General features: G+C 42.7%; 36 protein-coding genes. 15 read left to right on the plus strand and 21 right to left on the minus strand.

Translation table 11 applies throughout. From position 1 onward, the window contains the following. The 3 genes from F8R90_RS32730 to F8R90_RS07075 all read left to right on the plus strand — a co-directional run. Positions 1-224, plus strand: a 224-nt coding sequence (locus F8R90_RS32730; protein ID WP_230966172.1) for a hypothetical protein, incomplete at its 5' end; no start/stop codon positions are given. Then, a complete protein-coding gene (locus tag F8R90_RS07070) occupies positions 221-1408 on the plus strand; it encodes an IS110 family transposase (protein ID WP_196510168.1) in 1188 nt (395 codons plus the stop codon). The genes F8R90_RS32730 and F8R90_RS07070, both read left to right, overlap by 4 nt. A gap of 4 nt (positions 1409-1412) precedes the next feature. Then, a complete protein-coding gene (locus F8R90_RS07075) occupies positions 1413-1619 on the plus strand; it encodes a hypothetical protein (RefSeq protein WP_196510169.1) in 207 nt (68 codons plus the stop codon). A gap of 17 nt (positions 1620-1636) precedes the next feature. Here the strand turns inward: F8R90_RS07075 and F8R90_RS07080 are convergent, their stop codons facing one another. The 12 genes from F8R90_RS07080 to F8R90_RS07135 form a co-directional block, all read right to left on the minus strand. After that, complete coding sequence (locus F8R90_RS07080) at positions 1637-2077, minus strand: hypothetical protein (RefSeq protein ID WP_196509949.1); 441 nt, start codon at positions 2075-2077, stop codon at positions 1637-1639. A 1-nt stretch (position 2078) separates the two neighbouring features. Further along, positions 2079-2486: a hypothetical protein gene (locus tag F8R90_RS07085; RefSeq protein ID WP_196509950.1), complete on the minus strand. Its 408-nt coding sequence runs from the start codon at positions 2484-2486 to the stop codon at positions 2079-2081. Between the two features lie 85 nt (positions 2487-2571). After that, positions 2572-2835: a hypothetical protein gene (locus F8R90_RS07090; RefSeq protein WP_196509951.1), complete on the minus strand. Its 264-nt coding sequence runs from the start codon at positions 2833-2835 to the stop codon at positions 2572-2574. Then, the gene (locus tag F8R90_RS07095) at positions 2835-3416 is read right to left on the minus strand and encodes a hypothetical protein (RefSeq protein WP_196509952.1); all 582 of its coding nucleotides are present in this window, start codon (positions 3414-3416) and stop codon (positions 2835-2837) included. Before F8R90_RS07095 ends, F8R90_RS07090 begins: the two co-directional genes overlap by 1 nt. Positions 3417-3550: 134 nt before the next feature. Continuing rightward, the gene (locus tag F8R90_RS07100; protein WP_196509953.1) at positions 3551-4396 is read right to left on the minus strand and encodes a hypothetical protein; all 846 of its coding nucleotides are present in this window, start codon (positions 4394-4396) and stop codon (positions 3551-3553) included. A 3-nt stretch (positions 4397-4399) separates the two neighbouring features. Next, positions 4400-6058 (minus strand): hypothetical protein, encoded by a 1659-nt coding sequence (locus tag F8R90_RS07105; RefSeq protein ID WP_196510170.1) that lies wholly within the window; start codon positions 6056-6058, stop codon positions 4400-4402. 104 nt (positions 6059-6162) lie between these two features. Then, complete coding sequence (locus tag F8R90_RS07110; protein ID WP_196510171.1) at positions 6163-6924, minus strand: hypothetical protein; 762 nt, start codon at positions 6922-6924, stop codon at positions 6163-6165. Between the two features lie 90 nt (positions 6925-7014). Continuing rightward, complete coding sequence (locus F8R90_RS07115) at positions 7015-7335, minus strand: hypothetical protein (protein WP_196510172.1); 321 nt, start codon at positions 7333-7335, stop codon at positions 7015-7017. Positions 7336-7338: 3 nt separating this feature from the next. Beyond that, the gene (locus F8R90_RS07120; protein ID WP_196510173.1) at positions 7339-7905 is read right to left on the minus strand and encodes a hypothetical protein; all 567 of its coding nucleotides are present in this window, start codon (positions 7903-7905) and stop codon (positions 7339-7341) included. Between the two features lie 3 nt (positions 7906-7908). After that, positions 7909-8556, minus strand: coding sequence for a discoidin domain-containing protein (locus F8R90_RS07125; protein WP_196510174.1), 648 nt, complete (start codon positions 8554-8556; stop codon positions 7909-7911). Next, positions 8546-8899, minus strand: a complete 354-nt coding sequence (locus F8R90_RS07130) for a hypothetical protein (RefSeq protein WP_196510175.1) — start codon at positions 8897-8899, stop codon at positions 8546-8548. The genes F8R90_RS07125 and F8R90_RS07130 overlap by 11 nt, the downstream gene beginning before the upstream one ends. A gap of 3 nt (positions 8900-8902) precedes the next feature. Beyond that, the gene (locus tag F8R90_RS07135; protein ID WP_196510176.1) at positions 8903-9238 is read right to left on the minus strand and encodes a hypothetical protein; all 336 of its coding nucleotides are present in this window, start codon (positions 9236-9238) and stop codon (positions 8903-8905) included. 226 nt (positions 9239-9464) lie between these two features. Here F8R90_RS07135 and F8R90_RS07140 point away from each other — a divergent pair, with 226 nt between their 5' ends. Beyond that, entirely contained in the window at positions 9465-10049 is a 585-nt protein-coding gene (locus tag F8R90_RS07140) for a tyrosine-type recombinase/integrase (protein WP_196510177.1), read from the plus strand. 89 nt (positions 10050-10138) lie between these two features. On the opposite strand, the gene F8R90_RS07145 is transcribed toward F8R90_RS07140, so the two are convergent. Then, complete coding sequence (locus F8R90_RS07145) at positions 10139-10306, minus strand: hypothetical protein (RefSeq protein WP_196510178.1); 168 nt, start codon at positions 10304-10306, stop codon at positions 10139-10141. A gap of 61 nt (positions 10307-10367) precedes the next feature. On the opposite strand from F8R90_RS07145, the gene F8R90_RS07150 reads away from it, so the two are divergent. After that, positions 10368-10712, plus strand: coding sequence for a hypothetical protein (locus F8R90_RS07150; RefSeq protein ID WP_196510179.1), 345 nt, complete (start codon positions 10368-10370; stop codon positions 10710-10712). Between the two features lie 71 nt (positions 10713-10783). Here the strand turns inward: F8R90_RS07150 and F8R90_RS07155 are convergent, their stop codons facing one another. The 4 genes from F8R90_RS07155 to F8R90_RS07170 form a co-directional block, all read right to left on the minus strand. Then, on the minus strand, positions 10784-11437 hold the full coding sequence (locus tag F8R90_RS07155) for an Arm DNA-binding domain-containing protein (RefSeq protein ID WP_196510180.1): 654 nt from the start codon (positions 11435-11437) through the stop codon (positions 10784-10786). Positions 11438-11497: 60 nt separating this feature from the next. Further along, positions 11498-12223: a hypothetical protein gene (locus tag F8R90_RS07160; RefSeq protein ID WP_331000618.1), complete on the minus strand. Its 726-nt coding sequence runs from the start codon at positions 12221-12223 to the stop codon at positions 11498-11500. 41 nt (positions 12224-12264) lie between these two features. After that, positions 12265-12645, minus strand: a complete 381-nt coding sequence (locus F8R90_RS07165) for a hypothetical protein (protein ID WP_230966173.1) — start codon at positions 12643-12645, stop codon at positions 12265-12267. A gap of 77 nt (positions 12646-12722) precedes the next feature. Beyond that, the gene (locus F8R90_RS07170) at positions 12723-13067 is read right to left on the minus strand and encodes a hypothetical protein (protein ID WP_196510182.1); all 345 of its coding nucleotides are present in this window, start codon (positions 13065-13067) and stop codon (positions 12723-12725) included. A 58-nt stretch (positions 13068-13125) separates the two neighbouring features. Between F8R90_RS07170 and F8R90_RS32735 the strand changes: the two genes are divergently transcribed. From F8R90_RS32735 to F8R90_RS07215, 10 genes are all read left to right on the plus strand, one after another. Beyond that, complete coding sequence (locus F8R90_RS32735) at positions 13126-13266, plus strand: hypothetical protein (protein ID WP_230966174.1); 141 nt, start codon at positions 13126-13128, stop codon at positions 13264-13266. Between the two features lie 218 nt (positions 13267-13484). After that, positions 13485-13859: a hypothetical protein gene (locus tag F8R90_RS07175; RefSeq protein ID WP_196510183.1), complete on the plus strand. Its 375-nt coding sequence runs from the start codon at positions 13485-13487 to the stop codon at positions 13857-13859. Positions 13860-13910: 51 nt separating this feature from the next. Next, positions 13911-14126, plus strand: a complete 216-nt coding sequence (locus tag F8R90_RS07180; protein WP_230966175.1) for a hypothetical protein — start codon at positions 13911-13913, stop codon at positions 14124-14126. Continuing rightward, the gene (locus F8R90_RS07185; protein WP_196510184.1) at positions 14123-14326 is read left to right on the plus strand and encodes a hypothetical protein; all 204 of its coding nucleotides are present in this window, start codon (positions 14123-14125) and stop codon (positions 14324-14326) included. Before F8R90_RS07180 ends, F8R90_RS07185 begins: the two co-directional genes overlap by 4 nt. Positions 14327-14437: 111 nt before the next feature. Beyond that, positions 14438-15649, plus strand: a complete 1212-nt coding sequence (locus F8R90_RS07190; RefSeq protein ID WP_196510185.1) for a hypothetical protein — start codon at positions 14438-14440, stop codon at positions 15647-15649. Between the two features lie 73 nt (positions 15650-15722). After that, positions 15723-16064, plus strand: coding sequence for a hypothetical protein (locus tag F8R90_RS07195; RefSeq protein WP_196510186.1), 342 nt, complete (start codon positions 15723-15725; stop codon positions 16062-16064). Positions 16065-16079: 15 nt separating this feature from the next. Beyond that, positions 16080-16502 (plus strand): hypothetical protein, encoded by a 423-nt coding sequence (locus F8R90_RS07200; protein ID WP_196510187.1) that lies wholly within the window; start codon positions 16080-16082, stop codon positions 16500-16502. Beyond that, positions 16495-16740, plus strand: a complete 246-nt coding sequence (locus F8R90_RS07205; protein WP_196510188.1) for a hypothetical protein — start codon at positions 16495-16497, stop codon at positions 16738-16740. The genes F8R90_RS07200 and F8R90_RS07205 overlap by 8 nt, the downstream gene beginning before the upstream one ends. Positions 16741-17058: 318 nt before the next feature. Continuing rightward, positions 17059-18246: an IS110 family transposase gene (locus tag F8R90_RS07210; RefSeq protein WP_196510168.1), complete on the plus strand. Its 1188-nt coding sequence runs from the start codon at positions 17059-17061 to the stop codon at positions 18244-18246. Positions 18247-18250: 4 nt separating this feature from the next. After that, positions 18251-18457 (plus strand): hypothetical protein, encoded by a 207-nt coding sequence (locus F8R90_RS07215; RefSeq protein WP_196510169.1) that lies wholly within the window; start codon positions 18251-18253, stop codon positions 18455-18457. Positions 18458-18582: 125 nt separating this feature from the next. Here F8R90_RS07215 and F8R90_RS07220 read toward each other — a convergent pair whose 3' ends face one another. The 4 genes from F8R90_RS07220 to F8R90_RS32740 all read right to left on the minus strand — a co-directional run bounded on the left by F8R90_RS07220 (position 18583) and on the right by F8R90_RS32740 (position 22392). Next, positions 18583-18954: a four-helix bundle copper-binding protein gene (locus tag F8R90_RS07220; RefSeq protein WP_196510206.1), complete on the minus strand. Its 372-nt coding sequence runs from the start codon at positions 18952-18954 to the stop codon at positions 18583-18585. A gap of 544 nt (positions 18955-19498) precedes the next feature. After that, entirely contained in the window at positions 19499-20635 is a 1137-nt protein-coding gene (locus F8R90_RS07225) for a cystathionine gamma-synthase (RefSeq protein WP_190899825.1), read from the minus strand. Between the two features lie 13 nt (positions 20636-20648). Continuing rightward, entirely contained in the window at positions 20649-22010 is a 1362-nt protein-coding gene (locus tag F8R90_RS07230) for a cystathionine beta-synthase (protein ID WP_196510189.1), read from the minus strand. A gap of 160 nt (positions 22011-22170) precedes the next feature. After that, positions 22171-22392, minus strand: a complete 222-nt coding sequence (locus tag F8R90_RS32740; protein WP_230966176.1) for a hypothetical protein — start codon at positions 22390-22392, stop codon at positions 22171-22173. Between the last annotated feature and the right edge of the window lie 93 nt (positions 22393-22485).

The raw sequence follows: 22485 nt of genomic DNA on the forward strand, positions 1-22485 counted from the left end.
GCAGCACATACACACAGCAGCTTAGGGCTTTTGGAGTGAATCAAGCTTTTGGCTTTCCTGCGTTCGTAAGCTCGGCTGCTGTGGTTGCGCTGTTCCCTCCCTATGTCACCAGAAGCGGTAACTTCTGGTTTTGCCTTGAGAGTGAACTAGGCTACTGGCCTTCGGGTGATTCGCAGGCATGGCATCAGGGACAAGACGAAACCACCCAGAGGAGAACTGAATGATTAGAATTTTAGGACTTGATGTTAGCAAGTCCTCAGTTTCGGCTTGCTTGCTTACGGAGAAGCCCGAAGATCCACGTCAATTTTATTATGAATGTCCGTTTTTTCAATTGAGTGCTGATGCAAAAGGCATACAAGATTTACTCGCGCTCAATGCGGACATTGCACTACTAGAACCAACCGGCAATAATTACAGCAAACTTTGGGGCACTCACTTAGCCCGCGCCGGGGTAGAAGTTCGGCTAGTCGGTCACAAGGAATTACGAAATTATCGAGCCAATCACCTGGCACTGCCTGACAAGGATGATGATGCTGATGCTCTCGCGTTGGCTTGCTACTACTTCGATTACCAACAAGACCCCCGGCGATTTGTCCAAATTCGCGATCGCACTATTGTCAGAATTCGAGAATTAGTTTTGCGGCTGGCACATCTCAACCGCGTTCAATCGCCGATCATGAATCGTGCGCGGCAAGATTTAGCGTGGCAGTTTCCAGAAGTGGCGCTAGTTCGCTCACTTCGCGGTGTAGCTGGTGAAGCACCTTTACTTTGGGGCTGGCTTGCAGGAGTTCGCAAAAGCAACCGCTATGATCGCCTTTACTCTCAAACCGTGGGGTTGGGCATCACTGACACAGTGCGAGAACACGCAAAACGGATCTGTGACCTTCAGCGCGAGGAACACGTCATCGAGGGAGAGTTAAGAGACTTGCTTGCTGATTCACGATTTGAATATTACCGCACAGTTTTTAAAATGTTTGGATTTGGCGATCGCCTTTCGTCGGTGATTATTTCCCAGATTTACCCCATTGAGGGATTCCTGGATGCTGATGGTAAACCAGAGGTGAAAATCAGAATGGGGCGAAACTCTAAAAAGCCTACCAAACGCCACCTTTCACTGAGAAGATTCCAAAAAGCTTTGGGCGCTGCTCCCTCAATGGAAGCTTCTGGCGATAGCCGTAAAGCCAAAGTAGTTGGCGGATCTGACTTATGTCGCAAGTCTTTGTGGCAGTGGGTTTTTACTCGCATTGAACCGAAGCGATCGCGGCTCAAGAATGATATTGGTAAAGCTTTGGGTGAACAGTTAGATACTGAAAAAGCTGCGGGTCGTCCTGTGAAGCTGGTCAGGAATCGGATTGCAGCCAAAGGAGCAAGGTTACTGTTTAGAGAATTAGTTAAAGGCTTGAAGTGACGAAATGGAGATTTTGACCAGTCAGCCGAATACAACTAGTTGCCCCAAGTGTAATGGCAGAGGACTGCTGAACGAAGTCAAGTGTGACTTTTGCCTGGGAGATGGTTGGATCGAGGAAGCCACCGAAGAACTTAGATATCTCTGGATGTGCGAGGATTTGGGGATTCTTACTAGCGAGGAATACCAAAGGCTGCAAGAGCTAAATTACTAGAGTGAATCCCCAGTGAGTTATTCGTCCTGCTGGGTAGTCTCTTCATACTCGCGAATCTTAAAAGCAGTATCGCGCTGTAAAAACTGCTGAACATCGCGTGTGTAGAAAAGAAGCCGTTTGAATTTGTGGTTAATTTTTTGATCTAGCTGACCAAGAACCATCTGAACAACATCTTTCCGATTTATGTATTCTTGGATGTGTAAATCAAATTTTTTATCTAAATCTCTGATTTTTTCAGCATTACCGGCATAAACTTTTAAAGCTTCCTCAATCTGAGAAATCGAAGACGAAATTCGATTCATTTTACTAATGACGTTGACCGCTACACCTGCCAAAACCGAAGCGCTAACAAGAATCCCTAAAAATACTCCTGTAGTTTCAAGAGTTAGTGTTATACCTGGGGGGCTGGAAGAGTTTGTAGCAGCTATTGTTGAGTAAGTTTTAACATCAAGTTTCATTTCAATTGTTGAGTATCTGGTCTAGTTTAAAATTAATATTACCGAACTCTTGATTTAGCAATATTTCCTCGGATGTATCATCTACTCCTGTGTACTCCCACACTGTCACAGAGGCACGAGGAAACCACCTTGGTACCTTGATACCGACAGCGTAAGATGTAGAAATTTTTTCAAAAAGAATCAGGTTGATTTGGCTTAAAAATAATGGTTGACCTTTAACCGTAGTTGCATCTTGACTGCCACCAACTACAAGCCCAGTGCTAATTTTTTGGTTAATGTATCCGGCAAATCTCCATATTGAATCTGCCGGGACATCAGTCTCTACACTAACTGCAAGAATAAATTTATCGAGCAGGAATGGTATTGCTATTTCAGGAATAGGATTAATTAAATATTTTCCATTCTGCATTGGAACCTGGACAGCATTAACGTTGATAGAGTATATGCTTTGCCAGTTATCACTATTATTTAATTCAACTACTCTCACACTCTTGCTATCCGTGAGAAATTACAAAATCAACGTGGTCAGCAAATTCATCTAAAATCTCAAACGGATTAGGGATGCCGTAATACTCCAGTTTATCGAGGTATTCAACAATATCAATTTTCCCGGTTAGCCAGTCTCTACCCGCTTGGTTGATGGCAAGCATTCCCTGAAATTCAGATTCGGAACAGTTACCATCAACATCGACAGATAGCAGGTCTAACGGATCATTTGGAGTCCAAATAATTCCAGTGCGTTCTGCTATCTTGCTCATTAGCCTTCAGGAGTGAATTTAGCCCGGTTTTTACCGTCGTTTCCTGCCAAGAAGGTAGTGTAAGCTGATTCACCTTTGATAGCCAAAACAGCCGCATCGTAGTCTTGTCCACCAGCATTTTGACCAAAAGCACAGGTAACAGAATCTACATCCGGTTTTTTGTAGGAAGCACCAATAATCCGACTATTTTTTGGAGTAGTCCCAGGTACAACAGCGGTAAGCGTTAGCTTGGCAAACTTAAACTTTGCCGTGTTAATCAAAATTGGCGTGGTTAAGGCCGCAAATTCAGTGCCAGTGGTCGTATAGCTGGCAAGCAGCCCACGTAGCACCTCAGCCGTCCCAGCTCCTTGCCCGGTTTGTCCGCTCTTGATTAATCGAGCAGGTAGGTAGACCTTGGTAGCCCCAGCAGTGCCAAATGGAGAAACATAGCCTGTTTCTCTTTCTGTTTTCACACGTTTGGTTTCGTCGGTGACTGTGGCATAAGCAGCTTGTCTTGCGGCTGGATCGAGTGCAAGCCAAGCTTTATATTTGTCATAGCGTGGCTTTTGTGACTCGTAGCGTTGCAGGTCTCTAAAACCCATAATTTTTTACTGGTGATAATTGTTACAGCTTTCACCAACTCTAGCCCTTTAAAATCCTTAGAATTTTCTATGGAAACCTAATAGGTTTTTACCTTTATTTTCAGCCACAGTCCGCCCGTGACATCTATTGCACATCAAGGATATTTGACTAATCCCTGGTTTTGAAGCGTTGTATCTAGTAAAAAGACTGGTGGGACAAGATTCCCTAAAGATATGTAGGCACTTCTGAATCTGAGAATCGCCACAGGTCTATACCGCCGATTTTGTACCTGTTTGCCTAAGATCGTGACTTTCCCAGCTGTTGCCGTTGTCGTACTGGGTTTGTCAGGGTCGTTTACGATCACTCTCTCTGCTTGAAAGGGTACATCAATCACGTTACAAATTTTTTGATAAATTTCTACTCCGTCAGTCCGAGAATTGACAAGCAAATAATTGCCTTTTGGAAATCCATTATCAGGGTCAGTATAACTAGCTGATTTATTCCCTGCTGTGTAACTTATTCCCCTACTACTTGATAAAAAACTAGTTTTAATTTCATTAGCAATTTCTGTCATGTTCGCCTTGGTAATCGCTGGTTTGGCGTTTCCAGTTGAACAAGAAAATTTCATTAATCTTACAGATTTTTCATGCTGTATGGGTGACTCTTCAGGAGGGGAAGCAGATTCATCTTGAGAGAAAACAAAAAATAATTGTGGATGTCCAGCAACAGGAGGAGCTACATCAAGTCTATTCCCATAGAAAACTGCTAGATTTTTTTTACCGTAGCCAATAACGTTGTAAAAAAGGTCTGACCTCATCCAAGAGGCGTACATATTATCGTTGTCTAAAGCCCGGCAAGCTAGCTTTAAAGATGGTCTTACCCCGGATAAATCACCATTACCTTGAACATCTTTAAAGTATCTATCGACCCGGCGATTATGTTCTTGATTCCAAGTTCTCTGGAGATGTTCAATATTGTCAAAACCTTCTGGCAAGGACATTCTTTAATCCTCCCCATCAAATAAGTCTGAAAAATCAAAATCTAATGGTTGAGAATCAGTTTTAGACTGAGCTTCCTTGGCTTTTAATTCGTCAGGTTCTGGAATAGCTGTAGCTTTGTTTGCAGGCTTATCATCTTCTTTTACGGCTTTTACAAACTCGGTTGCAGCTGTTGTTGATTCTGTTACGGCATTTACCACATCTAATGGTGCTTGCGTCACCATTTGGATGGTACTTGCACCGTTTTGCAAACTTTCTAAAGCCTGAGTGACGCGATTGAATTTAGGCTGTGGGTTCATCCAGCCATAAGCATTTTCTAAAATCACTCCGCCTTTTTTTAAAGCATTTCCTATCTTCCCTGTGTAAGCTGCTATCAATTCTGAAGCTTGTAGAATAGTTTGGGATAAGTTTAAAAAGCTATTAAGAAGATTGGTGGTTGCCTGATATATCCTATTAGCCTTAGCCCAGGCTTCTTTTAAATTAGTATAATTATCGGTTCCGATTGCACCTTTAATTAAATTTTCAATACTACCGGATATAACGCTACCTAAATCAAAAGAAGATCCATCTTCTTTTTTTAGTCCGATTAAAGTAAGCAAGTTATTAATTGCACCTAACAAAGTTTGCCCAATGTCATTACTTAGCATCAAAGCATTGTGTACTGTGGCTGCAAAAATTAAGATATTAAGCACTCTATCGAGATGCATCCAATCAGCAAAGCGTGACAGCTTGCCACCGATACCACCCGGAAGTTGATCGCCCAATCTTGATAATATTGTTTGCTGTCCTTGGAGTAGTGCAGCATTTGCACCAGTATTTACAGCGTCTAGGATGTTCGCTGCATTGGTGTTGTTGTTGTTCGTGATGTCGGCTGCATTGTCTTTTAGTGCTTTGTTCATGCATCCACCAGGTTGAGTGGTTCGACAAGTCCCAGTAGCCGCCGCAGTTTCTATTTGTGGAATCGTTGGGATATCGGGGCGGATTGCTGCTGCTGCACGGGCTGGAATTAAGGGTAAAAATCCAAGTATTTGGTCAAGCTTTGGCAGTGCCTGCTCGTTCACTTTTGCTTGTTCTCCTAATTTAGTATCAATATTGGTAATTTTTGTTTTGTTATCTTCAACCTCTTTTGTTGTCTGTTGTAGGTTTTTCTTAATTAGTCCTAAAGATTCTTTGTTTGTTCGTTCAAACTCTTCAAAGCGTTGGTCAGAGGTTAAATCGTTTTGTCGTTTAAAGTCAGCAAATCTAGCATCAAAATCTTTTGATAATTTTGACTGTTCAAGCCCAATAACTCCAAGCGCTTTATCGTTATCCTTTTTGAATTCATTGAAGCGCTGATCGGAAGTCAGATTATTTAGACGGTTAAAGTCTGCCAGCTTCTTGTCAAATTCTTTGGCTAAGTCAGATTGCTGTAAATCTCTAATGCCAAGAGCTTTGTTATTGTCAGCGACAAACCGATTAAATTTATCATCTAACTGCTGCTGAATTGGGGCTAAATTGGGTACGCCTTTATTCCTGGCTTCGTTCATCGCCGCATCAGCTTTGCCATTTACAGTATTAAGATTTTGCGCTAGATTTCCTACGGAATTCGCTAGCACTGGTATTTGAGCTAATTGCCCTTGAACGCCGTTAACCACACCAGCTAATTGCCCCACTTGAGATTGCAATGGGGTAACAATTGCTCTGGCAGCTGCAACTGCATTGCTATTAATTTCTGAAGTATTTACTGGGTTTGGAGGTCGAATTGCATCAACTTTGGATCGTGTTGCTGCTAAGTCTGATTGTATTTTTGATATTGTGGCGTTAACAGTCTTTTGAAAAGTGTCTGAAACGTTGTTATTGAATTTCGATATCTGAGCGTTGATTGAATTTTTGCTTCAATTGTTGTTCTTAGTCCGGTTATCTCTCCATCAAGCTTTTGTTTATTTTGTCTAGCTTCATACAAAGCATCGTTGGCTAGTTTTCTGGCGGATTCTGCTAGTCCAGTGACAATCTTCCTGCCTTCGCGAGTTTCATACAGTGCATCGTTAGCTTGTTTTTTGGCATCTACTGCGTTTTTAGCAATAGTGTCTGTTTGTTTATTTAAACGGGCAAAGTCTTTGGCGTTAGCGTCTAACTCTCTATCAAATTTGTCAATTTTTGATTGGATTGTCTTTATCTTTAATCCATTATTTACTGCTATTGTGTTGGTTTTTGTAAGTTCAATTCCTATCTGGCTAAGGTCGTCAAAAGCCCGTCCCGTTACAAACTCTTGAAGCTTGACTAGAAGGACTAACCCAATTGCCGAAAGAATCCCAAGAATTCCACCGACACGAGATGCTTTATCTAAAACGGCGCTACCAGGGATATTTTTAAAAAGTGCAGATTGGATTTTTTCAGTTAAATCAGTTGCTTTTTTTGCAGTCTCAGCAACCTTTTTGGCGTTATCAGCAGTACTCTTAAGCGCCTTCATTCTCTTGGCGGCTTCTTTAGCGCCACTTTTTGACATGAATTGAGACGTTACACGCTTGGCACGCTGCGCCTCTAAAATCATTGGGATCTTTTGAGTGCTTGCGTATTTAGAAATTCTCAATGATCGCAGTACGCTAGGCGATATCTGTTGCGTAACAGTCATGTCTCCTCACTAGTTAATAAATAATTCAATGATTGTTTTAAATATTTCTTGATTAGTCTCGCTTGTAGCGCTGTGGTTCCTTGAAGCTTCGATCAGGTCGCTAATATCTTCAATCAAATCTTTAACAACGCCACCGAGTTCGGGTAAATCTTTTTCCAGCTTTTTAACCCGTTTCTCCAGGTCGCTATTGTCGTTACCATCGTTGCTTTTATCGTTGTTTTCGAGTTTCTTAAGGCGTTTATCAAGTTCGTTAACCCGATTATTTAACCTGTTTATCGCCGCTTGTAAATTAGCTAAACCCTTGTCAATATCTCTGCAAACTTCTGCCATGTATCACCTGATTTTGTTAGCAATATTTTTCAGGCGATCGCCAACTTCCTTGCATGGTACACAGCAATATCCTGGGTATTTATTATGGGTGCATTTATGACTACCTTCAGGGCAATCATCATCACAGGTAACATGAAATGTTAATGGGCAAACACCTTTCTCACTAAAAATTATCTGTCCATCTTTAAGAACTTTAATTTCACATTCAGCCAAACAATCACAATTGCCCGATGTTATATACCCACTAGTTGGGGACATCCCACCGACCTGAGTCACACTATTTGTACCAGCTTTATATTCATAGCTACTCCCAGCTAATATGACTCCATCCATGTAGAGGTTGTATCCTGTGCCATTGAAGGCATAAGATGGGGATGTTCCACATGCAAAATATTCATACATAGCTGAATTGTTGACTCCCTGCCCTGCGAATCTCCAGCAAACACCACTATTCCCTGGTTGAACTGTTTCTACTTCGATAGGTACTAAGTCAGTTTCAAACTTCTTAGGCTTGCTATCGCCAAATGAATATTCAACAATAGCTTTTGATTTTCCAGTACAGTAAGTCATGCTTTATCCAAAGTAAGTTCCATAAAGTTCTACTTCTCCAAGCACAAGATGACCAAATCCAGAGCTGTTGTTACCAGTCATGTAAATCCGAAAATTCGTGTATGCAACACTAGAATTTGCAACGGGTATTGATAGCCATTGGGAGTTAGCAGTGAGTGTTGTGTTATTAACTTGAGAATCTAAGTCAACCCAATTACTGTTATCGTTACTTCCCTGAAGTTTCCAGCTTCTCGGATGATAGCCGCTAGAAGAACTGCGGGTTTTTATTGAATAATAATTGCACTTTAAGCTTTTACCACCGAGATAAAAGTTTACCCATGCATTAGTATCTGAATTGGTAAAGAATTCACTATTAGCTCTATCAACCAAGGAAGATACAGATCCAGAGCCGATGCTACTGGCTGTAATAACTAATCCTTTTCCAGTTGGGCTTGACCAGGTAGTTGTACCGCCAGAAGTGCCAATCCAATAAAATAGACCATTACTATCCCCACTAGCAGTAATAGCTAATTCTTTGCCACTAGAAGTATTTATATAGGTCTTCAAAGTGCTAGCTTTGATTTTTTTAGTGCTATTAGTCTCAGCATCCCAAATTAGTAGCAGGTCGTTATCCGTTAGTGACGTTAATTCAGGATAAAGGTCAAGTTTCATGCGTGAAAGAATGAATGATTATTTGATTGCGTATTCTGTCTGCCATGCCTTCTGGGATATAAGGGCCCCAGCGAAAAATCTCTAGTAATTCCCAAAGGTTTCGATTGTCATGTTCGATTGGATAATTATTTTCGTCTGTAATCGGGATATTGTTTTCATCGGTTAGTACTCCTTGAAAATTCTCAAGCGCTTTCAAGAGAATTGCTACTACTAATTGTTCAGCCCGATTATTTGCTGTAGGAGTTAAACCAACTGCCGATAAATCTGATTTTTTAATAATTAATTCATCGGCGGTTTGGACAGCATTAACACCAAATAATTGTTGTAATGTTAATGTCTGCATTTTTTAGTAATCGTCTGGATCAATGACATCGGCACCAGTCAACTCTTTATCTACCTCAATACTGATAGTATTTCTGAGGTAGATGGCGTTATTTCGAGTAGTGATACTGGGGCTAAAGCCGTCTGTAAGGGCAACAGATTGGTCAATGTTTGTTTCTCGCGCAGCTTCTGTTAATGCCTCTTGAGCTTTCAAATTAATAGCTAATAACAAAGATTCAGCAGTGTTATTGGCACTGGGTGTTAACCCCACCCCTGTTAAATCAGCTTTCTTGATAGTTAGGTCGGTTGCGTCCTGGGTGACGTTTGCGCCAAATACAGCAGTAAGTAATGGTTCAGCCATGAACTTCAGATTTATTTAATGAGGTGAATAAATCCGTTGTATGGCTGATTGAAAATTATGTAAATGTTCCAGTTTTATGTAGAAGTGGAACATTTACTGAGGACGTGTATCTATTGCCAGTACTAGGATTGAGCGAATATTTGCTAATAGTGAATATTTAGGGAATTCCACTTTCACCTCTGAACCAGGTAAAAGCGGAATAAGAGAAGTCTATTTTTTTGTATCTATGCCAAAGAATAACAGAAAGGGAAAAGCTGCCGTATTAACAGATGGTGAATATTCAAAAATCAGGCGGCAAATCCGAACTGAGAAGTACAGATTGCTTTTAGACCTGGCATGGTTCACCGGTGAAAGGTGGGGGGCCCTGGTTCAACTTAAGGTGAGTGATGTTTACGATCGCACTGGCAAGCCCAAGGAAGATATTATTTTCCCCGCCATCATCAGAAAGCACAGACCAGACGGGACAGCTGAAACGACAGAAATTCCAGTACACCAGATTTTGAAGGAATCCCTAGAGCGATACCAGCCAGAAACGGATAGCGAGTGGTTATTCCCCTCAAGGTGCGGTACTAAGCCAATCTGTTGGAAAAATGCTTATAACATTTTCATGCGGGCATCGGATGACGCGGGATTTGAGGCTAAGGGGATTTCGACCCATAGCACCAGGAGGAGCATGGTTAATAAATTACGGAAAAGTGGCATTTCTAAAGAAATTATTCGCACTTTCACCGGACACCGCGACAACAAAGGTCTTGACCCTTATTTTGAAATTGAAATGGACGAACGCCGCGGCGCGATCGCAACTCTATGAAACCCAAACTCCTATTCCTGCAAATTGAGATATTCTGCGAGTGCTTTCAAGAAGGGAAGTACAATCACCCGCTCTTGCTTGCTATGGCTCTAGAGTGTTTGGCTAACCAGGCATGGGATGAAGTTGACCGACTCTACCCAAATTTGTGACAAAGCTGCTTTGAGGCGGATAAGCTCAAACCAGTAGATGTTACTCACAGAATAATGCAACAACTGCGATCGCACTTCAACTACTGCGATCGCATTTTTCATGAGCATTAGTCATTAGTCATTAGGCATTGGTAATATTGCCTTGTAACACGCAATAGACGCGATAAACATGGGCAAAGGTGGGCGGAAATCGACAACTTGGGAACCTGGGTGGAATGCTGGCAAGACGAAATTGATCCGCGTGCCGATTGTGCTAGAAAACGACATTTTGGCTTACGCTAGAGCGGTAGATTCCAAACTGATAAACGATAAATCTCGAAACATCCCCATGCTGAAAGGGGATTTTTTACAGGAATTCACCCTGGGGCTGATTGAGAGTTACATCGAATTTAAAAGGCAGAATTACCACCCTAACCAAAATTCAAGAGTTCTGGACACTAGTACCCGTCCTTGGGACGAACTGCGGAAGTTTCAAAAGCTGCTGCGGGAATCTCCTGAACTGTTGAGGGATTGAAGCCTTTGCGGCATTGCTGACAAAACCAACGCTGGATAACAACGCCGCTAGACAAGCTATAGCTACCGTGCTTAAAAACTAGCATTCCCTGGCACTTTGGGCATGGTGGGCGATTCATTCTTCCAGCCTTGGATTAACTGTTTAATCTCCAGTGGTAATTTACCATCTGCGATCGCAGTTTCCACATCTGCCTTTTTGCGCTTGGCGATGACACTATCCACACTACCCAGGTAAAGCCGGTTAATCTTCCTGCCAGTCATCCAACAATACCGAAAATACCAATACTTATTACCAGACCTTTTAACCCAGTACCGCTCTACCCAGTGGGTATCGTGTTGGGGGGCAGTTTTTTTGGTATCAGTCGCAACTTGCTCCCCAACAAGTGATTCTGCGGTGTGCGGTTTTGTTGCCTTTAAAACTTGCCCCCCAACACGTAATTCCCACTGCTCCCAAGCTTGCTCGTAATCATCCAGGTTTAAATAATCGTCTGGGTCTGGTGGCTCGTCACTGTCATCGTAAAAAATAGAAACTTGTCCGCTATCGTCAACAATGCGTGCTACCTCACCAAAGTGTGCAGGATTCCATCTGCTTTCTGGTTCGGGATGTTGGGGGGCAGTTTCGATTTCATCCCAGTAAGGATCATGAACGGCAACTTTACTAAAACTTGTTGGTGCAATGGTGAACAGTGTTAATTGTTCACTCACCTCAGATGAAGTATGTTTCATAATGTTTTTGAAGTAAGAAAATTGATGGCCGTAACAGCGGCCTTTTTTTATACAGATGAATTAACCAGAGGGGAATAATTCATCCCACTCTGTAGAGTTCCCAAACATGGAAAGTAAAAGATTATGGTTGCGCGGAAACTCCCACCAACGCTCACGTAAACATCGGCGTATAAATCCTTCAGGGTTAAGAATTTTATCTAAACCACCACGGAGATTAAACATTAAAAGTGCCAACTTAATTTCATTAGTTGGACGTTCAAGGACTTCTTTTTCAGAAGAGTCATAATGTATACCCGCTTCTGCCAGAGTCTCTAAGTTGATATCAGAATTAGAATGCTGCTGCTGTATATCACCCGGCACGGCAGATTTATCATTTGAGGGGTCTGAAGTGTAACTTAAATTATGGTTTTGTAAGTTTTTTTCTCGCTTCTTTCTCGGTGGCTTCAACCATTCGAGGGGTCTTACAAGTAACTTAAATATCTTCCAAGAGTACTGTTTAACGACTTGGATAACTCTATGTTCTACTAGCTGGTCAAATATCTTTTTGAGGTAATTATGTGAGTATCCTTTACCTCTTGCCTTGGCTACTGTGGCGTTAAATTCTGATAAATCTGGCTCGACTTCTTCAGCAATTACACCCTGCCTCATTAGCCATTGCCAAAGTGATTTAGCAGCAGGGCAAATATGATGTTGATAACAAAATGCTTCGTGTTCTTCCGTCCAGGGAAGTGCGTTTTTTGATGAGTTTTCTGGCATAATATTGTTAGTTTGTTTTCGGAAAGCCACCACCGAACTTCTAAATCTGGGTGGCTTTTTGATTTTTTATGTCATCGGCGATCGCGCTCTAGGTCATAAATAACTTTCTCTAAATACCAGTTATCTGACTGACCTGGGTTTTTTCGCCGCTGCTGTACCAAAAGTCTTTTGGCGGTTGCCACGTCACCCTTGACCAGGATGAGTAAATCACTTTGCAGGTATCTGTTTTTGGGGTCGTTGCGGTATGAGTTGGATACTTTACCCCGTGGTTGGCTGGTGAATTTGGATGTAAAAGCTTGCAACTCGCAACGAACATACTTAAACAGTGCTATTAAGGCGACTATGCAGTAATAGATAATCCAAAGGTTGAGCAGAAGGCTGATTAGAATGTACACAGGAATTGAAAGTAGATGTTCAATTCCACGATGCGGGAAATAACCTGATTGAGACATCGGGAAATCCCGCATTTGTAAACTTCATACCCTCTTCACAAAACAAAACCGCCCTAACCTTTGCAGGCAGGACGGTTTTATTCGGTGTGATTTACATCTGTAAGACTTTCAGGAATTTGCTTTAGCTCTTTGAGTCTGTCTCTTAAAACTTCAGCCTGTTGTTCATAATAAGCCAGCTGTTTTTCAGTCTCATCTATTAGCTGGCTGACGAGTTTCCCAGAGAATTCACCAATTGACTGTTGTCCTGTGACAAAGGTATCTGATTTGTAGCTATCTGCTCCAAGAGTTGCGATCTGGTAAGACCCATGCTCTGAGCTAGCTGCTGAAAAAGCTCCCACGCTTCGGGATTCACCTTCAAGCTGACTCCCTTCACTTCCCTGCCTGAACTTGGACGACCCGTTCTTGCCATTTTTGCTTTCCATTCTCGACCTCTAGATTATTGCATATCTAGAAATCCATTATTGACTAGAATATCCAGATATGCAATATTATAAACTAATGGATATCCAGAAATCCTTTTATTGTGCTCCCCAACGCCTGACCGTTCGCGTTGCAACCGGAGCAAGCACCCGCACCATTGCCACAGTGCCCCGGCGCGGAAACACCCTAAAACTGACTTAAAACCCAAGAGTAACGGAGAGAAACCCCGACTAAAAAACGCTAAAACCCATTGATAGCAAGCATTTAACAAAAATGACTGTACTGCGATCGCAGTAGTTAAACACCTATATACATAGCTTCAAGTGCCACTTAAGACCTATTTAAGTGCCGCTTAAGCGTGGCTATAACCCCAGTATGTAGGCACTTAAGACCCACTATGACCCTAGTATGCAATGACTATGGAAGCACTAGAAGCCACTAGTAATGGCACTAAAGCAGTAGCAAAGGCTGAGGATAAGACCGAAGAAAAGCCCAAGAAAGACAGAGTGGCAAGACGACCCTTACCATCTTTGCCTAGTGCAGCCTCAGCCGCAGACATGAATCAAGTTGAGTATTCGGCACTAGCTGACAGAACAGCAATCGAATGGGTTTCTTTGAAGAATTACGAAATGTTCAGCCTTTCGCCGGATGGTTCATTTCCCATGATGAAAGTCAGTCGTAGCAAAGCCGTTCGCCTTGCAGATCGTGAGGCGATGATGGTTGGCGGCGGCCGCTGCTTTCGAGTTTCCTTGTCCAATCATCCAAAAGCTAAAACAAGCCCTAGTTCGCCCTAGAGCTTGTTTCAAGGATTAAGACCATACCTACTTGCTTAACCAAAACTTACCATGATTAACAACCAACCACTAACACCCAAAGAACAAAAAGTAGTCGAGGAATTTGAAAAGGCCCGCCCTGGTCTGGGTGCGATCGCAGAAAGCAACATCCGCAACAACGACAAAACCGGCTGGGCTGAAATCATCGCCGACACTCCAGAAGAAGAGTTGGTAGCCCGTGAGGGTTCAGCGACCAACAGCTTCATGTATAAGAGGATCGGCGGATGAAAACACTTTCAGAACTAATAACTGAAGCCTCATTACTGTTGACCCAAATCAGCGATCATCCAGACTACCAAGCTTTAGTAGATGAGGGGTACAGCCCGGATTTAAATATTGCAGATGCTTGTACCGCGCTGGTGTACCTTTCTTGGGTAGTCGATCCGTCTGCAACAGTTCCTGAAATTCCTGAAGTTGAGGTGAAATGATAAACCAAATTTTCATTCTCATCCTGACTTTAGCAGCGCTGATCATCGGCATCATTGCACTTTGTAAAGAGCAAAGCCAACACCCTTTTTACTTGAAAATAGAGGTGCAGTATGGGAAATGACCTCATAGATATCAAAGTCGCGGCCCCTCCTAAAACTGCCAATGCCCACACCTGGGTTGAAATGCATTTACCCAATGCCAAAACCCTTGGGCGTTATTGTGCCTGGGGTCTGGGTCGTGTAGTCTTTTCCCTTGGGCTTTTCAGCCTTTACGGTGTGACAGCTGCTTTGAAGCTGGGCATTACCATCTGTCAAGCAACAGAAAACGCCGTTAAAAAACTGTTGAAAGTTTACGATGCTTTGCCATACGCAGGAGTTCCCATGTCTCAAGTCATTGAAGCTAGCGCTGCCGTGGTTGAGGAACCACTGGAAATCATCACCGACATCATCGCCGCTATTGAAGGCAAACAGGTGATGATCATCGGCGAGATGGGTACTGGGAAAAGCACCCTAGCCCAATACCTCGCCTACACCGTGGGCGGACGGGTTCGCGTCTACGAGTGCGAGGGCACACCCACAGACTGGCAAGGGCTTGAGGTGATTGGTAAGGGTGAAAATTGGGCTGCCATTGAACGCGGCATGGCTGAGGATCTGGAGGATTTAACCAACCAGTTGCAAACCAGAACTGAACGCGGTGATGCTGCTTTGGATGGTACAGAACGAGTCATGATCGCGGAAGAGTACCCGGAACTGGTTTCTAAGGTGTCTAGTTCTGGCGAATGGTTAGAACGTCACGCCAGGAGGGGACGCAAAGGGCGGCGATTCACAGTCTTACTCTCGCAGTATGACCGCGTAGCCGCCTGGGGACTGGAAGGTAAGAGCGATTTAGCCGATGCTTTCTACCGCATTCGCTTGGGTAAAAAGGCTCTAGCTCACGCCAAATCCTTGAAAAATGAACAGCTTATCAACTGGTTGAAACAAGACCAGTCACACTGTTTACTTGACGATCAGCCTTTAAAACTCCCGCCATACAGGGAGATGAAATCTGTTATAAGTCGCAGTGGTTCAACCATAGTCCAACCTTACTATGACAACGCGATCAACCCCAAAAAATCACCTGAAAATGACCTCAAACCCGCTCTAGGAGCGGATTTAGAGGAAAATTGTTCGGATAACGACCGGGTACTTTGGCGGGTAATTCAACGCCTGGGAGGTGGAAAAAGTGATAGTGCGATCGTGACTGAGGTGCTTGGCTTCACTGGCAAGCGCTATGGGGAGGGTGCAGCGCTCCTGGAGCGGTTGCGGAAACAGTTCGGGGGGTAAGTTAGGCGATCGCGCTTTCGTGAGGAGTGCGATCGCAATTTCATCTACCAAGTAAAAAAAATATCACACAATCATGGCAATCAAAAATATTACTTACCAACGGGTAATCAACCTGGGGAATTACGAATCCAAGCGTCTAGAACTGTCTGCTGAAATTCTGGAGGGAGAAGGTGAGGAAGAGGCAATCTCTCGCCTGATGGAAATGGTAGAGCGAAAAGTTAGAGAAGATACTTTCACAAAAGTTGAGGAGGAAATTAGACAGCGTAGAAAAGAGTTGCGTGAACTCAACAAGGAATATGAAGCTGTTAAATCAGCACTAGAAACTGTATCGACTGGGGAGGAGCCTGACCCGGATGACATCCCTTTTGACCAAATGACTCAAACTCAACTTGATGAGCATAACAAAAATTTTTAATCACTAACCAAGAGCATGGTTGAAACCAATTCAGACCAAATACAAATAATTGAAGTTCACAACGTCGTAACTGTTTATGGACTAGAGGAAGACGGTTCTATTGCCGAAACAGGATTCATGCAACTTTCACGACCTCAAGATTGGGGAAATAAAGACCGCTGGCATTATGAATTTTTCAAGCTGGAATGGATTTATCAAGGCACAAAATACATCAATAATTGTCATTGCTGGACTGATTTAAAAGACCCTGAGCAAGGATATCCCCCACTATTTGCTCAAGGTATCGCAATGATTTTAATGCCAGGTACACCACCGGAATTATGTGGACGCGAATATTTGCATGGTGATGATTTTTGGCGCAAATCCTGGGGCGAAATGCCCCCCTACTACGATCCACGTGATGATGACGAATTTGAGGACGATGAAGTTTATGAGTGATGGAAATTTAATAACTAAACAACCAAATAATGACTTCGTGACTTTAACAAAAGAGTTGTATGTACTAAACAGTTTAGCTATGGGAGTAGCTATACAAATTCTTGCCAAAGTAACTGGGGAAAGTATAGAAGATTGGAAAGAATATGTAGGGGCAAAAGCTGGCGAACAATACCGTGAATTATCTGCTGAAAAAATTCAAGAAATAGTTGAGACTCTGGATAATTCTAGAACCGCCTGATGAATCGCAATTGCGATCGCGCTTACTGCGTGGGCTACCTGATCAGTAGCCGAAACGTGAGTTTATCTCACGTCGCGGACGGACTCCAAATCCGACGTGCAGCACATACACACAGCAGCTTAGGGCTTTTGGAGTGAATCAAGCTTTTGGCTTTCCTGCGTTCGTAAGCTCGGCTGCTGTGGTTGCGCTGTTCCCTCCCTATGTCACCAGAAGCGGTAACTTCTGGTTTTGCCTTGAGAGTGAACTAGGCTACTGGCCTTCGGGTGATTCGCAGGCATGGCATCAGGGACAAGACGAAACCACCCAGAGGAGAACTGAATGATTAGAATTTTAGGACTTGATGTTAGCAAGTCCTCAGTTTCGGCTTGCTTGCTTACGGAGAAGCCCGAAGATCCACGTCAATTTTATTATGAATGTCCGTTTTTTCAATTGAGTGCTGATGCAAAAGGCATACAAGATTTACTCGCGCTCAATGCGGACATTGCACTACTAGAACCAACCGGCAATAATTACAGCAAACTTTGGGGCACTCACTTAGCCCGCGCCGGGGTAGAAGTTCGGCTAGTCGGTCACAAGGAATTACGAAATTATCGAGCCAATCACCTGGCACTGCCTGACAAGGATGATGATGCTGATGCTCTCGCGTTGGCTTGCTACTACTTCGATTACCAACAAGACCCCCGGCGATTTGTCCAAATTCGCGATCGCACTATTGTCAGAATTCGAGAATTAGTTTTGCGGCTGGCACATCTCAACCGCGTTCAATCGCCGATCATGAATCGTGCGCGGCAAGATTTAGCGTGGCAGTTTCCAGAAGTGGCGCTAGTTCGCTCACTTCGCGGTGTAGCTGGTGAAGCACCTTTACTTTGGGGCTGGCTTGCAGGAGTTCGCAAAAGCAACCGCTATGATCGCCTTTACTCTCAAACCGTGGGGTTGGGCATCACTGACACAGTGCGAGAACACGCAAAACGGATCTGTGACCTTCAGCGCGAGGAACACGTCATCGAGGGAGAGTTAAGAGACTTGCTTGCTGATTCACGATTTGAATATTACCGCACAGTTTTTAAAATGTTTGGATTTGGCGATCGCCTTTCGTCGGTGATTATTTCCCAGATTTACCCCATTGAGGGATTCCTGGATGCTGATGGTAAACCAGAGGTGAAAATCAGAATGGGGCGAAACTCTAAAAAGCCTACCAAACGCCACCTTTCACTGAGAAGATTCCAAAAAGCTTTGGGCGCTGCTCCCTCAATGGAAGCTTCTGGCGATAGCCGTAAAGCCAAAGTAGTTGGCGGATCTGACTTATGTCGCAAGTCTTTGTGGCAGTGGGTTTTTACTCGCATTGAACCGAAGCGATCGCGGCTCAAGAATGATATTGGTAAAGCTTTGGGTGAACAGTTAGATACTGAAAAAGCTGCGGGTCGTCCTGTGAAGCTGGTCAGGAATCGGATTGCAGCCAAAGGAGCAAGGTTACTGTTTAGAGAATTAGTTAAAGGCTTGAAGTGACGAAATGGAGATTTTGACCAGTCAGCCGAATACAACTAGTTGCCCCAAGTGTAATGGCAGAGGACTGCTGAACGAAGTCAAGTGTGACTTTTGCCTGGGAGATGGTTGGATCGAGGAAGCCACCGAAGAACTTAGATATCTCTGGATGTGCGAGGATTTGGGGATTCTTACTAGCGAGGAATACCAAAGGCTGCAAGAGCTAAATTACTAGAGTGAACGCAGAGATATATGGGACGCGGGAAATTTTTTTAAAGAATATTACTTCAAGCGCCCAGACCCAAAGAGTCTGAGCGCTTGAATATTAGGTTGCAGAGAAACTTCTGCTAGTTCGGGGAATTATGCGGCCATCATTTGCATACTTCTGCAAGACTCTGCACACTTGCGACAAGCAGCAGCACATTCCATCATTTTCGCGTCATCCCTCATCATCTCACAGGCCATAGCAGTGCGATCGCACATTTCCGCACACAGCATACAAGTGCGTTCCATGAACTCAGAACCGCTCATCATCATATTCATGCACATCATGCACATTTCAGAGCAATCGCGCATCATGCTCATCATGCTCATCATGCTTTTGTCCATCTGCTTACCACCTTTGCTCATGCAGTAAGTCATGGTTTCCATGCACATTTTGTGACAGTCCATACAAGCATCCATACAAGCTTGCATTTCGGTAGTCATGGTTTCAGTCATCATCATCATCATCATAGGAAATACCTCTTGATTTTTTGATGCATAGATAGTGTCCTTGGAAGGACTACTCATAACATTAGTCTTACTTTTTTAAAGAGTCAATGGGGTTTTTAATTCAGGTTTTATAAGCCTACTATCCCGATATAATTACCGGAAAATCAAACTGAATCTACACTAGTTTAGTGTTGTTTTTTTGAGTATTGCTATGCATTAAGGATTAGAAACACCCATTTCAAACTGGGGTTTTCTTAAATAAGTCAACTTTCCATTGGGGATCAAAAGTTATAGTTAAATCTGGATCAAAAATAATGTCATTTTTTTTAACAAACGCCTAAACAAAGCATTTGTAAATTTATATTAATCCAGGGTTTATTAACTTATGTTAATGGAAGATAGGCACACTTAAAATTCGTAATTCCTAATAAGATTTAGACTCCATCTACAAAGCTATGTCTGAAGGTAGGGATAAAAAACCCTATACTTAATTAAGAGAAATCAAGCTTACAACGCGGAATAAAAATCGGTTTTCTCCATACCCAATAACCAATACCAATTTTCAAGCTAGAGCATTTTCTAAATCAGCTTGCAAATCTTGTTGATGTTCAATTCCTACCGAAAGACGGACTAAATTATCCTTTATTCCCCGCTGAAGTCGTTCCGCTTCTGGTAGAGAACCGTGGGTCATTTTGGTAGGATAGCAAAGCAGCGATTCCACACCACCCAAACTTTCAGCCAGCAAAAATAACTTGAGTCGGGAAGCGAATCTTTCAACCTCAGCAAAACCGCCTTTTAATTCCAAACTAATCATCCCCCCAAAGCCAGACATTTGCTCTTTTGCTAATTGATGCTGTTCATGACTGGATAACCCTGGATAATAAATGCGCTCGATTTTGGGATGCTTTTCTAAAAATTCAGCTAAAAATAAAGCGTTTTTTTCATGTTCTCGCATTCTCACAGCCAGAGTTTTAATTCCTCGCAGCACCAACCAGCTATCAAAAGGACTAGGAATCGCCCCGATCGCATTTTGATAAAACTTCAGTTCGGTGTATAGTTGCTCGTTAGATGTGATAACTGCGCCACCAATAATATCGCTGTGTCCCCCTAGATATTTGGTAGTGCTGTGAACCACAATGTCAGCACCTAAATCTAACGGCGTTTGAAAATAAGGACTAGCAAAAGTATTATCAACTACTAAGATGATATTATTTCTACGGGCAATATTTGCTAATGCGGCAATATCAATAATTTTTAACAGAGGGTTAGTAGGGGTTTCAATCCAAATCAGCTTAGTATTTGGTTGAATGGCAGTTTCAAAATCAGCGATGTTATCAATATCTACATAGCTAGTTGTAACACCCCAATTTTTTACAACTTTTTCTAGCAACCGATAAGTTCCACCATATAAATCATCACCAGCAACAATATGATCACCATTTTTGAGTAGACTTAATACTGTTGTAGTTGCAGCTAAACCAGAGGCAAATGCCAAACCAAATTTCCCATTTTCAATAGAAGCTAAAGCCTCTTCTAAAGCTGTGCGGGTGGGATTTCCCGTGCGAGAATATTCATATCCTTTGTGTTTACCTATGGCTTCTTGTTCATAAGTAGAAGTCAAATAAATGGGGACAATAACAGCACCCGTTTGTGGGTCTGATTGCTGACCTTCATGAATTGCTCTAGTCTCAAATTCCATAATTTTTCCTTGATTATTCTTGGTTTTGGCTAATCCAATATCTGATTAAATCGGCTCTGGTAATTAAGCCAATAGGAACATCATGCCGCTTAATAATAATCCCAGTGCTTCCTGATAACAGCACTCGATAAGCTTCAGAAATATCTACTTCTTCATCGAGAATCGGCAGTGGTTTCCCCATAACTACCGAAACTTCCTGATTAGAAAAGTTGATGCCATCATGGAGAAATTTCATTAAAGAGGCTTCATTGACGCTTCCTACTACATGATTATTATCAATCACAGGAAGCTGTGAAATATTCAGCTTTTGTAGGTAGTTTGTGGCTTTACTCAAGGTATCACGGGGACTGACAGCAACTAGAGAAGGAAAATCTTTTTTTTGAGCAAGAATTTCACCAACTTTGATACTTTTTACTGTTGTACCTTCCCAAAAACCATTTTCCTGCATCCAGGCATCGGAGTAGATTTTATTAATGTAGTTTCTTCCCGTATCTGGTAATAGGGTTACAATATACTTCGGCTCTGTTAATCTGGCTGCATACTTGAGCGCTGCGGATACTGCTGTACCACAAGAACCTCCTACTAATAAACCTTCTTCTCGTGCTAAACGACGAGCTATATTAAAAGATTCTTTATCGCTAACCCGAACCATTTCATCGACTAATTGACGATTAAATGTCTTGGGAATAAAGTCTTCACCAATCCCTTCAACTTTGTAAGATTTGGGGGTGTCACCAGAAAGAATTGAACCCTCTGGATCTGCACCAACAATTATTATATTTGGATTTTGCTCTTTCAGATATTTGGCAACTCCTGAAATTGTACCACCTGTGCCCATACCTGCAACAAAAACATCAACTTTACCATTACTATCTGACCAGATTTCTGGGCCTGTAGTTAAATAATGAGCTAACGGATTATTTGGGTTTTCAAATTGATTTGGTCTATAGGCTCCTGGTATTTCTTTGGCAAGTCTTTCCGCTACACCGTTATAACTTTCTGGCGAGTCAGGCGGTACAGATGTGGGAGTAACAACTACTTCCGCACCATAAGCTTTAAGTAGGTTGATTTTATCCTGGCTCATTTTATCAGGCATGACAAAAATACAGCGATATTTTTTTACTGCTGCAATTAATGCTAGTCCCACACCAGTATTACCTGCGGTGGCTTCAATAATTGTGCCGCCGGGTTGCAGTTGACCTGTTTTTTCTGCGGCTTCAATCATCGTGAGGGCAATTCTATCTTTGGTACTCCCGCCAGGATTGAGATATTCTACTTTGGCATAAATACTTGAGTGAATACCTTCGGTAATTTTGTTTAGTCTGACTAATGGAGTTCTACCAATTGCTTGCAAAATGTTTTCATAAGTAGCCATATAGAAGTCCTAAATGATTTTTAAAACAATTTTTTTATTCTCTTCACGTTCTACTCTTTGGGAAGATAAGAAAATAAATGAATCTTAAAATGTTGGTTGTAGAGTTGATTGCAGTTTGAGTAAGCGATCGCTCGCTGTTTGTAATGTCTCAGGTCTTTTGCTAAAACAAAACCTGATCATCGACTGTTGCTAGCATCACAGATGCCATTGCTTCTGTGGAACCAGAGGTAACGGTGATTTGGGTTTCGGGGTCTATATCTAAGCCGAGATACCAGCGGACTTTTTTGGCGATCACATGACGAAATAGGCGTAGACGCGTTGGCGAAGCCTCTCGTAGAGAAGCGGCTTGTCGCCCGCCAGACATCGCCCCAAGTAATGGCATACTGATTAACATCTGCCTCTATTGCCTCATAAGCAGCCTGTTTCAACTCCAAGGGACAGGGAAAATCAGGGAACCCCTGCGCCAAATTCACCG

The sequence above is a fragment of the Nostoc sp. NZL genome, assembly GCF_015714705.1.
Taxonomy (GTDB): domain Bacteria; phylum Cyanobacteriota; class Cyanobacteriia; order Cyanobacteriales; family Nostocaceae; genus Nostoc; species Nostoc foliaceum_A.